The sequence below is a fragment of the Micromonospora sp. CCTCC AA 2012012 genome, from assembly GCF_040499845.1.
GTDB lineage: Bacteria > Actinomycetota > Actinomycetes > Mycobacteriales > Micromonosporaceae > Micromonospora > Micromonospora mangrovi.
This window is the reverse complement of sequence record NZ_CP159342.1, coordinates 6,291,394-6,304,907: the sequence shown is the minus strand read 5'-3', so window position 1 is coordinate 6,304,907 and position 13,514 is coordinate 6,291,394. Positions and strand designations below refer to the sequence as shown.

The window sequence follows — 13,514 nt, the reverse complement described above, 5'->3', positions numbered from 1 at the left end:
GCGATTCCTTAGCGGGGGGAGAGCCAGGTGTGCAGGCGGAGGCCGTCGGGTGCGTCGGGGTCGGGCAGCACCCGGGCGTACGCGGCGGGGCTGTCGGCCCGGTCGGCCAGGTCGGCGCGGTGGCGCAGCAGCAGCGGCTCCTCCGGGGCGAGCCGGCCCATCAGCGCCGCTTCGGCGAGGGTGTGGTGCAGGTGCACGAGGTAGTCCACGACGGAGGCGCCCATCGCGATCTCCAGCCGGCGGGCCCGCCCGATGCCGGGGACCCGGACCGTCCGCGGCAGCGGCGGCATCCGTCCGGTGACCGGCTTGAGCAGTCGGGCCACCCCGGGCGTCGAGTCCCGGTACGGCCCGAGCCAGGCGGCCGTGGCGCGCCGCGACCGCCGGGGGGCGTGCTGGTCGCCGAGGCTCGACGGGTTGCCGAAGAGGAACCGGGTCCGGGTGTACGACCGCCGCCACCGCGCCGCGTCGGCCGGGTCCAGGTCGGCCACGAACGCACGCGTGCCGTGCACCAGGTCGACCAGGTCCAACGCCCGCAGCACGACGAGGACGGTCGCGTCGGCGTCCCCGGCGGAGTCGTTCCCGACCCAGGTCAGGCGTTCGGCGAGCAGGTCGGCGGCGAGGCGGTCGTGGGTGATCATGACCGACCGACCGCAGAGATGATTTTGGCGAGCACCTCGTCCGGCGGGGCGGCGCCGTCCACCATGGTCACCGGCAGGTCGGCGAGCTGCTCCAGCATCAGGGCGCGCAGGTCGCGCTGGAAGGCGACGAACCCCTCCCGGGTCAGCGTCGGGCCGTAGTGCTCGAAGGCGCTGACCTCCCGCAGCGGTCCGGTCCGCTCCCAGGTCACCTCGGGCGGCACGTCCAGATAGACGACGCCGCACGGCGGACGCATCGCGCGCCAGCGGTCGAAGACGCCGTCGTCCGTCACGCCGAGCAGCGTGCAGGCGGCCAGCACCTTGTAATAGGACGAGTCCACGACGAGCGGGCCGCCCTCCCCCGTCGCCTGCCGGTCCAGCTCGTCCCGCTGGTGCAGGATCACCGGGTGCATCACCGACAGCACCAGCTCGGCGGTGTACCGGGTGCCCGCGTGCCGCAGCGCCTGGTCCACCCAGCAGCGGCGCAGCGTCGAGATCAGCGGCCGGTCGCCCAGGAACTCGTCGTCGTGCGACACGACCCGCCACCCGTGCTCGCGGCGCAGTCGGCGCAGGGCGGTGGACTTGCCGGCGAAGTCGGGGCCGAGCAGGGTCCAGAAGGCGGTCATCCGAGTGCTCCCTTCGTGAGCCAGCCGACCACCAGGAAACTGCCGTACATGGCCGGGACGTAGGCGATCGTGGGCAGCGCCGGCCAGCGGTTGTCGCCGGCGGCGAACCGGCCCGCCGAGATCACCGGCAGGGCCAGCGGCGCCAGCACCAGCCAGCCCCAGGCGGCACCCGGCCGCCAGGGCGCCACCATCACCACGACGGCCGTGGTGGCCAGCACCGCGGCGGCCAGCCCGGCGGCGGAGGTGCCGGCCGCGCCGAGGATGGTGGCGTACGTCCGCTCCCCCGGGCGGGGTCGGCGGCTGGTCTTGCGGCCGAACTCCACCGCGAGGGCGCCCAGGGTGACCGCGGCGACCGCGACGAACCCGGCGGCGCTCGGGCGCACGTGCTCGGCGCGGAGGAACCCGGCGTAGACGTAGAGGCTGAGCATGCTGAGGATCGGCAGGTTGACGGCGGCCTGGAGGCCGATCCGGTCCGGGGCCGGCCAACCGCCCACCAGCTCCGCGACGATCACCGCGGCGGTGTAGACCATCTGCACGACCAGCGCGACCAGGGCGACGCCCCGGCCGGCGTTCAACGCCAGCAGCAGCACCCCGCCGACCGCCACCAGGGTGTAGAGGTCGCCGGGGCGGACCAGCCCGCTGGGCAGCGGTCGGCCCGGGTTCAGGGCCCGGTCGTACTCCAGGTCGCGCAGGTCGTCCAGCGCCCTGATCAGCAGCATCGTCACCATCAGCGTGACCGTGGTGACCAGCAGGTCGACACCGGGCCGCCAGCGGGCCACCCCGGCGGTCACCGTGGCGAAGAGCGCGGTCAGCCCCACCGCCCAGGACACCGTGTACGGAATCTGCACCGCCGGCCGGTAGGCGGCCCCCACGTAGCGGCCCCACCGGCGGATCATCCGGCGCTCCCCAGGATCCGCACGGTGCCGGCGGCCCCGTCCACCTCGATCTCGCAGCCGTCGGGGATCAGCGTGGTGGCCCCCGGCACCGCCACCACCGTCGGGATGCCCAGCAGCCGGCCGGTCACCGCGGTGTGCGACAGCAGGGTGCCGCGCTCGACCACCAGCGCCTTCGCCGACATCATCAGGAACAGCCAGCCCGGGTCGGTCTCCCGGGCCACCAGGATCCGGTCGCGGGTCTCGTCCGCGGTCACCGACGGGTCGAGGACGACCATCGCCCGGCCCCGCGCGATGCCGGAACTGGAGGCCAGTCCGCGCAGCACCGCCTCGCCGTCGGGCCCGGCCACCGAGGCCGGGGCGACCGTCGCGAGCGCGTCGGTGACCGGCCGGTCGGCGTCGGTGGCGAACCGCGCCGGCAGCGTCAGCTCGGCGGCGGTCCACGCGGCGCGTTCCGCCGCCCGGACGGCGGCCATCCCGCGCAGGTCGGCGGTGGGCGCGGTGCCGTCGAACGCCCCGAGGACCTCCTCGACGGTCAGGTCGAGCACGTCCCGGCGCGTGTCGAGGCGGCCGGCCGTGACCAGGTGATCGCCCTGCCGCAGCAGCAGCGCACGCAGGTCGCCCATCAGCTGGCTGCGCCGGAACCGCATGTCCTCGCGCAGCCGCAGGAAGGTGCGCATGGTGCCGAAGGCGCCCCGCACCAGCGCCCGCCGGGCCGGGTCGCGCAGGTGCCGGCGCAGCTCGCGGCGGGCCTGCTGGGCCGCGTCCCGACCGGCGGAGAGGCTCCGCTCGACGTCCTGGCCCTGCCGCAGGTACGCGCGGACCGAGTGCAGCACCGTCCACGGCTGCTCCCGGGGCGTGATCGCCTCCATCTTGTTGTCCTGCAACGCCCGATCGCCGTACTCCCGCAGGTGGGTGCGGAGCGCCTCGGCGAAGTCGTCGCCGTACCGGCCGGCGACCAGCTCGTCCCACAGCTCGCGGGCGTCGGTGTCGGCCAGCAGCGCGGCCCGCAGCTCCGGTACGGCGGCGGCGCGGGCGGCCAGGTCGACGGCGGACTGCACCGCCAGCGCCGACTTGTTCATCTTCCCGCCGCTGAGCAGGCCGTTGAGGACCGCGCGGTCCGCCTCCGGCGCCCAGCGCCGCAGCAGGCCGTTGGCCGCCCAGGTCGCGGCGAAGAGGAACACCCCGTTGACGAGCGTGACCCCCCACCACTCGCCGACCTCCGTCCAGAGGCGGCGATAGGTCGCCACCACCTCCGACGGCGTCAGGTCGGCCACGTCCAGGGTGGCGTGCCGCTCGTCCCACCAGCGGAGGAAGTCCCGTACCCGGCGCGGGTGGGCGGCCATCCGCAGCCCGATCTCTCCGAGGTGGACGATCGTCTGCGCCAGGTTCGGCGGGGTGCGCTCGTCGTGCCGGCCGGCCAGGCCGACCGCCTGCTCCCAGGTGCTCCAGAGCGGGCGGAAGCAGCGCATCATCCCGTGCAGGTGGTACCAGTTGTCGATGGCGTAGTAGACGTGTCCGTCCAGGTAGCCGATCATCTGCCGCAGCCGGGGCCTGTTGTGCCGGATGGTCTCCTCGGGGACACCCATCCGCCGGTACAGGTCGGTGAAGCCGACCTCCATCAGCTCGCGGCCCACCGAGTACGTCAGGGCGCAGCTCACCCCGGGGAACGTCTCGGTGGTGTTGTTGTTGTCCCAGAGGATCTGCGCGACGGGTGCGGCGACGGTCGGGATCACGATCGGCCGGGCCTGCACCACGTGCACCACCCCGTCGGCGGTGATCGTGCCCTCGATGTCCTGCGGGGCGCCGAAGTGCTCAGCGATCGCCCCGGCCAGCGTGGCGATCTCCCGCGCCTGCGGGTCGTCCAGCACCGGTCGCTCCGCCAGCTCGGGCGGCACCTCGACGGGGACCGGACCGGCCGCCGGGTTCGCCGGGTCCCGGCCCACCGCGCGCGACTTGGCCGCCACGTGGGCCTCCACGACACCGGTCGCCGGGTCGACGAAGAAATGGTCGACGTCCGCCTTCTCCTGCACGACTCCTTCGCCGATTCCGTACGCGGCGGCAATCACCCGGCGATCCGAACCGTTCAACGGATCGCGGGTGAAGACGACGAAGGAGCGTTCGCCGCACACCATTCTCTGCACCGCCACGGCGACCCGGGCGGCGAACGGGTCGATATTCTTGTGTGCGCGGTAGAGAACCGCTTCGGGATTGAACGCCGACGCCCAGCACGCGGCCACCCGCTCGGGCAGTTCCTCCCGCCGGACATAGAGGAAACTGTCGCTGAGACCCGCGAACGGGTCCTGGGCGGAATCCTCGCCGGAATCCGGATCGGTGGCGTCGGGGACCACGCAGGCGCGTACGGCGACCAGCCCGTCCGGCCCGGCGATGGCGTCGAAGCGCTCGTCGAGCACGCGGCGCAGCTCGTCCGGCACACCACCGGCCAGCACCCGCTTGCGCAGCTCCTCGGCGCGTACGTCCGGCGGCCCGGTGGGCAGCGCCGGGTCACCGAGCACCGGGGCGACCGCCCGGTCGAACACGGTCGCCGGCACGCAGGCCAGCGGCGGCACCCGGAATCCGGCGGCGGCCAACTCGATCTGCCGGGTGAATTTGCGCCCGAACAATGCCGGTTCGGCGACGAGGACGGATTCGTCGTCGACGAGCAGGGCGGAGTTGTCCACCATGTGCATTGCCCCCCAGTTTCACACCGCCGAATTCGGCTCGGCAGTCAGTCAAACACGGGTTTACGGAGCCAACTTCTTGGATCTTGCGGTGTTGGTCCGCCGGCCGCGACGCGGGCGACGCAGCGTCCGTAGTGTGCGGGGCGCGGGGGTCCGGTCGAACCGGTGAGCAGCCGCACCCGGACGAGGAGGAGAGCGAATGAGAATCGGCCTGCACATCGCGGACTTCACCTTCCCGGACGGGACGGCCGGCCTCGCCGACACCCTGACCCGGATCGCCGTGACGGCCGAGGAGGCCGGGGTGGCCCGGGTCAGCGTCATGGACCACCTCTGGCAGATCCCCTCGGTCGGGCCGACCGAGAACGCGATGCTCGAGGCGTACACCACGCTGGGGTACCTGGCCGCCCGCACGACGCGGGTGGAGCTGCTGGCGTGGGTGACCGCGGCGACCTACCGGGCGCCGGGCATGGTGGCGAAGCTGGTCTCCACCCTGGACGTGCTCAGCGGAGGGCGGGCCTGGCTGGGCATCGGGGCCGGCTGGAACGCCGACGAGGCGACCGGGCTCGGCCTGACCTTCCCGCCGGTCGCGGAGCGCTTCGAACGCCTGGAGGAGACGCTGCGGATCTGCCGGCAGATGTGGGACGAGGGCGACGCCCCGTTCCACGGCCGGCACTACCGGCTGGACCGGACGCTGAACTCGCCGCAGCCGCTGCGCCGGCCGCCGATCCTCATCGGCGGTGGCGGTGAACGCAAGACGCTGCGGCTGGTCGCCCGCTATGCGCAGGCGTGCAACCTCTTCGCCCACGACGACCTCGACCGGAAGTTCGCGATCCTCCGCGAGCACTGCGCCGCCGAGGGGCGGGACTACGACGACATCGAGAAGACCGTGCTGGTCAAGCTGGACGTGGGCGACCGGGGCGAACACGTCGACGCGCTGCTGGCGCAGCTGACCGCACTGGCCAGGGCGGGGGTGAGCCACGCGCACGGCTGGGTGCCGCAGGTGTGGGACCTGCGGCGGCTGCGCCTGATCGGCCGCGAACTGGTGCCGGCCGTCGCGGAGCTCTGACCCGCCGCACCGACCTCGGCGCGCGGTGGAGCGCACCGGATCACCCCCGGCGCGGGACGCGCGGGTGGGGCGCGGCGGGCCATGATGGCCGGGTGTGGCCCACCCTCGACATCCGTCTGCTCCGCCACTTCGTCGCCGTGGCGGAGGAACTCCACTTCGGCCGGGCCGCCACCCGGCTCTTCGTGGCGCAGCAGGCGCTCAGCCGCGACGTACGGCGCCTGGAGGAGCGGGCCGGCGTCCTCCTGCTGGACCGGACCAGCCGCCGGGTGAGCCTGACGCCGGCCGGTGAACGGCTGCTGCCCCGCGCGCGGCAGCTGCTGGCCCTGCACGACGAGACGGTCCGCGACCTGCGCGGCGACGACTCGGCACTGCTGGTCAACGTGGTGGCGCCGGGGCTGACCCCGGCCCGGGTGCTGGCCGCCGCCCGACGGCTGGACCCGGCGACCGAGTTCTTCGCGCGCTTCGACGGTGGCCTCGACCGGGCCGGCACGCTGCTGCGGGAGCGCCGCCTGCACGCGACGTTCGGGCGGTGGGACCCGGCGGCCGACGCGTTCGCGCACCGGCTGGTCCGGTGGGAGCCGATGGCGCTGCTGGTGCCGGAGCGCAGTCCGCTGGCCGCCCGGCCGGCGGTGGCGCTGGCGGAGCTGCGCGACGCCGGGGTCTGCTTCCTCGCCGGCGACCACGTGACCCCGGAGTGGGAGGACGCCGCCGTCCGGCTGCTGCGGTCCTGCGGCGCGGACGCCGGGAACGGCCCGGCCCATCCGTACGTGCACAGCATCGAGGAGCTGGCCCATCACGTCCGGGCCCGCGACTCACCCGTGCTGACCCTGCTGGACCAGCCGCCGGTGCCGGGGGCGGTGCTGCGGCCCCTGGTCGAGCCGGGCGCGGTCTATCCGTGGAGTCTCGTCTGGCGTCGGGGGGAGCCCGCGCCCCGGGGACTGCGCGCGCTCCTGCGGGCCGCCGACGAGCTGGCCGTAGCCGACGGCTGGCTGACCCCGCCGCCGGGCGCCTGGCGGCCCTGACCCACAACGGGAACGCGTCGATCGGGCCGCAGCCGGTGTTGGACCCGGGCGGCCGGCGACGGGCAGGGTCGGACCATGGTGGGATGGACGCGTTACCGGCTGGTCATGGCCGGCTTCTTCGGGCTGACCGGCATGGGGAACGGGCTGTGGGGCGCCTGCCTGCCGGCCGTCGACGCCCGGCTCGATCTCGGCCCCGGCCGACTCGGCGTGGTGCTGCTGGTGCTCGGCGTCGGGACGCTGGTCACCATGCCGGTGACCGGGGCGCTGGCCGACCGGGTGGGCGGCCGCCGGGTGCTGCGGGTGGCGTCGGTGCTCTTCGCCGCGTCGCTGGCCGGGCCGGCCGTGGCGGGCTCCTATCCCGCCCTGGTCGCCGGCATGCTGCTGCTGAGCCTGGTGCTCGGCGTCCTCAACGTGGCGCTGACGGTGCAGGCGGTCGACCTCGAACGCAGTGAGCAGCGGCCCACCATGGCCACCCTGCACGGGGTGTGGGCGCTGGGCGCGCTGACCGGCGGCGGAGCCACCGCGGCGGCGCTGCGGGCCGGTGCCGACTCGCGGCTCATCATGCTCTGCGGCGCGGCCGTGGCCGCCACGGCGCTGCTGGTCGTCGGCCGGCTCCTGCCGCCGCCGGCACCCGTCGCGCCGACCACCGCCAGCACCGGGCCGGCCGGACCGCTGCCCACCTTCGGGCTGGTGGTGCTGCTCGGCCTGATCGGTGCCGCCGCGTTCCTGACCGAGAACGCGGCGACCGACTGGGCCGGGGTGCACGCCCGACGGGTGCTGGGCGCCGACACGGCGACGGCGTCGCTGGCGTACACCGTCTTCTTCGCGGCGATGACCGGCGTCCGCCTGCTCGGCGACGCGGTCCGCGCCCGGCTCGGCGCGGCCCGGGTGGTGCTGCTGGCCGGGACGACCGCGTCCGTCGGCTACGGCGTCATCCTGCTGACCCCGGCCCTGGGTGCGGGCCGGGTCGCCGTCGCGCTCGGCGGTTGGGTCCTGGCCGGCGCCGGCATGGCGCTGATGTGGCCGATCGTGTCGAGCACGGTGGGTGCGGCGTTCCCGGGGCGGGCGAAGAGCCTGTCGCTGGTGACCACCCTGAGCTATGGCGGCGGCCTGCTCGGTCCGGCCGTCATGGGGTACGCCGCGTCCGCCACCTCGCTCTCGTCCGCCATGGTCATCCCCGCGGCCCTGGTGGTGCTGGTGACGGTGACCGCGCCCCGGGTGCTGCGGCTGCTCACCGCCGCCGCACCGGCCGCCGCTACACCGGCCGCCGCTACACCGGCCGCCGCTCCTGCGCCGGTGCGTCAGGGGTGACCCTGCGGCGGCGCGGCAGCAGCACGACCACGACCACGCCGACCAGCACCAGGTCCACCAGGACCAGCACCAGCGTCGTCGCGTCCCGCTGCATCTCGTGCTGGTGGCCCGCCGGTACGGCGGTCGGTGCGGGCACGGCCGCCGCGTCACCGGTCACCTGACCCACGGTGAAGGCGGTGACCCCGGAGAACTGCGTGCCGTCGGTCAGCTCCACGTGGTACGCGACCTGGTAACGCCCCGCGCCGGTGGCGTTCACCGGCTGCACGACGGTCGAGCCGGAGCGGGCCGGCAACCCGCGGGAGACCGTGGCGCCGTCCGGCCCGACCACCGTCAGGTGCGCCTGGCCCAGCTTCGGCGTACCGGAGAACGAGAGCGTCACCTGGGACGGGCCGGCGGCCAGCGACGCGCCGTCGCCCGGCGTGACGCCGGAGAGCCGCACGGGTGCGGACCCTCCGGCGTACATCATGGCGAGGATGCCCACCACGACCGCGACCATCACGGCCACCGCCGCGGCGGCGCCGGGGCGCGGCGCGGGGCGGTCGGCGGCCGGCGTCATGCGGTCGCCACGACCGGCCGGCAGCTGCAGACCATCTGGCGGGCCTCGGCCGGCGACGGCCGCAGGTGCAGGTACATCGCGACGACCATCGGGATGAAGACGATCGTGTTGTAGAACAGGTGCAGCTCCACCCGCGGCACGACGAGCTGGAGCAGGCTGGTCGGCACCGGCCGGCCGAAGAAGTTGTGCCCGAGCTGCGCCTGGAGCAGCAGCAGGAAGTGCTCGATGTGGTGCCAGAACTGGATGGCCAGCGCGATGGTCCACCAGGTGCGGCTGCGGCCGGTGAAGCCGGGGCGCAGCAGGAACAGGCCGATCAGCATGACGATGGCGTAGCCGTAGTGCAGCCACTCCGACTTGATCAGCCACGGGAAGGGCAGACCCAGCACGCCGCGCGCCTGCGCCGGGGCCCAGCCCAGCACCCACAGCTGGTAGGCCTGGGCGATGTGCTCGGCCCAGTGGCCGATGACCACGACCAGGAACGCGGTCAGGGCCGCCCGATGGTGCTTGCCGTTCAGCGCTGCGAGCCAGCCGGTGCGGGCGGCGGGCGCCTGGGTCTTCGTCACGGACATCCGGTCCTCCTGCGGTAGTCGTCTGCTCCCCCAGGCTTCCGTTCCACCCGCCCCGACACGTTCTCCTGGCGTGCGCAATGTCCGGCCACCCATCACCGGTGACGATCTCCGCACGGTCCGAGAAGACACCCGATCGGACCGGATCCGATGCTGGGAGCGCCCGACCCGCCAATCGAAAGGAGCCCCGATGGCTGACCAGGAGACCGCCGGCGCGGCCGCGCCGAACGTCGTCGCCGCCCTCACCGCGGACGGCGCCGAACTGGACGCCATGATCGTCGGTCTGGACGAGGCCGGGTGGCGTACGCCCACGCCCGCGCCCGGCTGGACGGTCGCCCACCAGGTGGCGCACCTGGCCGCCACCTTCAAGCTGGCCGGCCTGGCCGCCGCCGACCCGGACACCTTCCAGGCGGTGACCAGCCGGCTGAGCCCGGACTTCAACGCCAACGTCGACGCGGCGCTGGCCGGCTACCTGGCCGACCCGCCACCGGTGCTGCTGAGCCGCTGGCAGGAGGAGAAGGCGTTCGCCGAGAAGGCGCTGGGCGCGATCCCCGGCGACCGGATCGTGCCGTGGCTGGTCCGGCCGCTGCCCGCGTCGGTGCTGGCCTGCGCCGGAATGATGGAGCTGTTCGGGCACGGTCAGGACATCGCGGACGCGCTGGGCGTGCGGCGCACCTTCACCGACCGGATCCGGTTCCTGGTCGGCTTCGCCGTCCGGACCTGGGACTTCGGGTACCAGGCGCGGGGGCTCGAGACGCCGGACGCGCAGCTGCGCTTCGAGCTGACCGCCCCGTCCGGTGCCCGGTGGACCTTCGGGCCGGCGGACTCCGACCAGGTCGTCTCCGGGTCGGCCGCCGACTTCTGCCTGCTGGTGACCCGTCGCCGGCACGTGGACGACCTCGACCTGTCGGCGACCGGCGAGGTGGCCCGGCACTGGCTGACCATCGCCCAGGCGTACCGGGGGCCGGCCGGCGAGGGTCGCGCCCCGGGCCAGTTCGCCGCGCACGCCTGACCGTCGGCGTACGACGGAACACCCCCGGCCGAGGCCGGGGGTGTTCTCGTGCGGCTCAGCTGGTGGAGGCCACCACGTCCGGGGTGGACGTCCGCCCCATCGGCGGCACCGGCTCGTCGGCACGCCGCTCCCGCAGCCAGCGCGCCCACCAGTAGCCGCCGCGCAGGGCGCAGACGATGCAGACCGCGAAGAAGAGCGTGTAGACGACGTTGAGCTGGATCAGTACGCCGTACACCATGGCGACGCTCGCGCCGAACATGAACTGCCAGCGACCGAGGGACGGCGTGGTGCCCGGGTCGGTGATCATGTAGTTGGTGAAGAGCACGAACGCGACACCGGTCATCGGGCCGAGCGCGGCCCAGAGGCCGACGTCCCAGACGAAGTGCCGGATCAGCGCCTGGATGACGAAGGCGCCGAGCCACCCCAGGATCAGCGGCACCTTCTTGGTGAGCATGCTGTTCAGCACGGTCCCCGCGGTCAGGATGATCATCGGGACCATCATCCGGAACGTGTCGGGCACCTGTTCGGTGAACTGGTACGGCGGCGCGACGTTCACCCACGGGAAGACCAGCAGCGCCACCGTGATGCCCAGGTTGGACGGGTTCATGAAGTGCCGCATCCGACCCTTGATCGGGGCCTGGAACAGCGCCTTCTGACCGACCGCGACGATCACCGCGAAGGCGATCGGCCAGTACCGGTCGTTGGCGTAGAGCAGCATGTTCGCGGCGAGCGAGGTGATGTGCGCCGGCAGCAGGAACGTGTAGAGGCCCCAGCCACCGTTGCCGGCGTAGCCGGGCGCCCGGTTGTTCACCCGGGAGGAGATGAACTCCACGCTCAGCTCGACCGCGTAGCCGATGGCGACCGAGAAGAGCGGCCAGGTCCACGGCTGCTCGAAGCCGAGGATCGTGTAGCCGATGATGTTGAAGACGGACATCGAGATGGCGAAGTTGCGCAGGGCGAGGTAGCGCGGGTCCCGCGCGTCGACCCGGGGTACGGCCGGCGGTCGGGCGGGCGCGTGCCCGTTGCTGGTGACCGCCGGGACCGCGGGGCTGACGGGGGCGGCGATCCGGGTACGCGCCGCGGTGGCGCTCGGTCGGGTCATGTTGACGGGCTGTGCCTCGGTCATCGCGTCGGCACCTCCTTCGCTTCCGTGGTGAGCATCAGCGTGTGCCAGCCGGACGCCAGCGAGAGCGTCTGCCGGTGCACACCGCCGTCGGTGTCCCGCCAGCTCAGCTCCGCCGACACCGGCTTCGACCCGGCCTCGCCGAGCCCGAAGAAGACGTCGAAGCTGCGCTTGCCGGAGTGCCCGCCGCCGCCGTCGAGCTGGGCGATGCGGGTCCGGCCGTCCGCCATGGTGATCTTCACCTTGGCGCCGTACGCGGGGGTCCCGGCGCCGGGCGTGCCGATCGCCGGCCGGCAGAGGCGCAGCCCCAGGAAGTCCTGGGCGGCCTTCCGGTCGTTGCGCCAGTACTCCGGGGCGCCCCACTGGCGCGCCACCGCGAAGTCCTGCACGCCCGTGCCGGTCGTGTCGGCCACCGCGATGCCCCGGCTGGGGGTCCCGTCGGTCATGCCGAGCGACTTGGCGACGTTGATGTAGTGGTCGGGCTTGTCCTTGGCCCAGAACGCGAACGGCTGCGATCCGGCGATGTCGTCACCGGGGCGGGCGTTCGGCCAGAGCGTCGGGTCCTGGAGCATCAGGTCGTTGGTCATGGCCAGCTCCTGGAGCCAGGACCAGCGGTTGATGGTGCCCTTGACGAAGCCGGCCGCCTGCACGATCGACAGGTCGCCGCTGTTGTCGAAGTCGGCCATCTTGGTGTCCCAGCCCCAACCGACCCAGGCGAGGCCCATGTCGGCGGCGTCGTTGTCGTACGGGGCCTCGCCCTTCGCCATCCGCTTGCGCGCCTCGGCCGGCGTGCTGGTGTTGGCCTTCCAGAAGAAGTTGCTCTCCTCCAGGCCCCACGAGGTGGTGATGTTGCTGACGAACATGTCGAACGAGCCGGTGTTGCGCAGGTCGCCGAAGTCGACGCCCATGCCCTTGAACGAGTCGTGGCCGACCACCAGCGACTTCGGGTCGAACGGGCCGCGGGTGCCCTCGGTCAGCTTGAAGGCGATCCGGCCGGGGGTGGACACGTTGTGGAAGAAGCGGTCCTGGCCGAAGTCGTTGGCCACGTACAGCTCGGGCAGCAGGTCGTCGTCGATGTCGGCGGCGCTGGCGGCCAGCGTCCACCCGGTGGCGTACTGGGGGTCGATGGCCGGCTGCTCCTGGAACGTGACGGCCGGCTTGGCCCCGCCGGTGGCACCGGTCCAGCGCAGGATGTGCGCGCCGCCGGCGTTGCGGGCCCGGGACATCGAGTGGTTCATCTGCACGTTGGGCTGACCGTTCGGGTCCAGGACGGCGGTGTCCGGGAAGTAGTTGAAGACGCCCACGTCGGGGTAGCCGTCACCGTCGAAGTCGGCGACGGAGACCGCGTTGGTGTTCCACAGCGGACCGCGGTAGCCGTCGCCGCTGGTCTCGGCCTGCGGTACCAGCTCGGTGGGCTGGAACGTCGCCAGGGTGAGGCCGGTGGCGTCGGCGCGGTGCAGGTAGAGCACCGGGGTGCGGCCCCAGTAGTAGACGATCAGGTCCATCCGACCGTCCTGGTTGAAGTCACCGGGGACGCAGCCCATCGGGGCCGACGTGGCGCTCACCGGCAGCGGCGCCGGGTCGAGCACGAACGGGGCGTAGGTGCCGCCCGTTCCGGGTACCGGGGTGACGATGGCGCTGTCGCTGCGGGTGTCGACCAGGCAGAGGTCGTCCGGCTTGCCGCCGCCGTCGAGGTCGTTGACGGCGATGGCCGCGCCGACCGACGAGACCCACGACCGGATGCGCTCGTACTTGGGGTTGACCACGCGGACGGTCCGCTCCGGCAGGCCGGGGGGCAGGGCGATCGCCATCTTGGTGAACTGGAAGCGCGAGCCGACGGCGTCGCGCGCCTCGGCGGACACCGGTGGGATGCGCGCGAACAGGTACGAGCCGGCGACCAGGACGAGTACGAACAGGGCGGGTGCGAGTCGGCGCAACATACCGACGGGTTTCGCGGGCAAGGAGTCCCCCTCGAGACGGTTCCGGGCCTACAGGGATGGAAGTATGTCGATTTGCATGGCGA

12 protein-coding genes are annotated in these 13,514 nt (G+C 73.4%); 4 read left to right on the top strand and 8 right to left on the bottom strand.

Annotation, left to right across the window (positions count from 1 at the left end):
- Positions 1-8 precede the first annotated feature (8 nt).
- The 4 genes from ABUL08_RS28560 to ABUL08_RS28545 are packed head-to-tail and all read right to left on the bottom strand — an operon-like array spanning position 9 to position 4,844.
- Positions 9-638 (bottom strand): DUF6182 family protein, encoded by a 630-nt coding sequence (locus ABUL08_RS28560; RefSeq protein ID WP_350933136.1) that lies wholly within the window; start codon positions 636-638, stop codon positions 9-11.
- Positions 635-1,261, bottom strand: coding sequence for a hypothetical protein (locus tag ABUL08_RS28555; protein WP_350933134.1), 627 nt, complete (start codon positions 1,259-1,261; stop codon positions 635-637). The genes ABUL08_RS28560 and ABUL08_RS28555 overlap by 4 nt, the downstream gene beginning before the upstream one ends.
- Positions 1,258-2,157 carry a UbiA prenyltransferase family protein gene (locus tag ABUL08_RS28550; protein ID WP_350933133.1) on the bottom strand — a complete coding sequence of 300 codons (900 nt, stop codon included), beginning with the start codon at positions 2,155-2,157 and terminating at the stop codon, positions 1,258-1,260. Before ABUL08_RS28550 ends, ABUL08_RS28555 begins: the two co-directional genes overlap by 4 nt.
- Positions 2,154-4,844: a PEP/pyruvate-binding domain-containing protein gene (locus ABUL08_RS28545; RefSeq protein WP_350933132.1), complete on the bottom strand. Its 2,691-nt coding sequence runs from the start codon at positions 4,842-4,844 to the stop codon at positions 2,154-2,156. Before ABUL08_RS28545 ends, ABUL08_RS28550 begins: the two co-directional genes overlap by 4 nt.
- A gap of 190 nt (positions 4,845-5,034) precedes the next feature.
- On the opposite strand from ABUL08_RS28545, the gene ABUL08_RS28540 reads away from it, so the two are divergent.
- The 3 genes from ABUL08_RS28540 (at position 5,035) to ABUL08_RS28530 (ending at position 8,234) form a co-directional block, all read left to right on the top strand.
- Positions 5,035-5,901, top strand: a complete 867-nt coding sequence (locus ABUL08_RS28540) for an LLM class F420-dependent oxidoreductase (RefSeq protein ID WP_350933131.1) — start codon at positions 5,035-5,037, stop codon at positions 5,899-5,901.
- A 92-nt stretch (positions 5,902-5,993) separates the two neighbouring features.
- Positions 5,994-6,923, top strand: a complete 930-nt coding sequence (locus tag ABUL08_RS28535) for a LysR family transcriptional regulator (protein WP_350933130.1) — start codon at positions 5,994-5,996, stop codon at positions 6,921-6,923.
- A gap of 75 nt (positions 6,924-6,998) precedes the next feature.
- Complete coding sequence (locus tag ABUL08_RS28530; protein WP_350933128.1) at positions 6,999-8,234, top strand: MFS transporter; 1,236 nt, start codon at positions 6,999-7,001, stop codon at positions 8,232-8,234.
- Here the strand turns inward: ABUL08_RS28530 and ABUL08_RS28525 are convergent.
- Positions 8,194-8,790, bottom strand: coding sequence for a copper resistance CopC family protein (locus ABUL08_RS28525; protein ID WP_350933127.1), 597 nt, complete (start codon positions 8,788-8,790; stop codon positions 8,194-8,196). The two genes, ABUL08_RS28530 and ABUL08_RS28525, sit on opposite strands and share 41 nt — an antisense overlap.
- Positions 8,787-9,359: a hypothetical protein gene (locus tag ABUL08_RS28520; RefSeq protein ID WP_350933126.1), complete on the bottom strand. Its 573-nt coding sequence runs from the start codon at positions 9,357-9,359 to the stop codon at positions 8,787-8,789. The genes ABUL08_RS28525 and ABUL08_RS28520 overlap by 4 nt, the downstream gene beginning before the upstream one ends.
- A gap of 187 nt (positions 9,360-9,546) precedes the next feature.
- Between ABUL08_RS28520 and ABUL08_RS28515 the strand changes: the two genes are divergently transcribed.
- Positions 9,547-10,368 (top strand): TIGR03084 family metal-binding protein, encoded by an 822-nt coding sequence (locus tag ABUL08_RS28515; RefSeq protein ID WP_350933125.1) that lies wholly within the window; start codon positions 9,547-9,549, stop codon positions 10,366-10,368.
- A gap of 55 nt (positions 10,369-10,423) precedes the next feature.
- Here the strand turns inward: ABUL08_RS28515 and ABUL08_RS28510 are convergent, their stop codons facing one another.
- Positions 10,424-11,470 (bottom strand): enediyne biosynthesis protein, encoded by a 1,047-nt coding sequence (locus tag ABUL08_RS28510; RefSeq protein WP_377521870.1) that lies wholly within the window; start codon positions 11,468-11,470, stop codon positions 10,424-10,426.
- 20 nt (positions 11,471-11,490) lie between these two features.
- On the bottom strand, positions 11,491-13,431 hold the full coding sequence (locus ABUL08_RS28505) for a CRTAC1 family protein (protein WP_350933123.1): 1,941 nt from the start codon (positions 13,429-13,431) through the stop codon (positions 11,491-11,493).
- Positions 13,432-13,514: the final 83 nt, after the last annotated feature.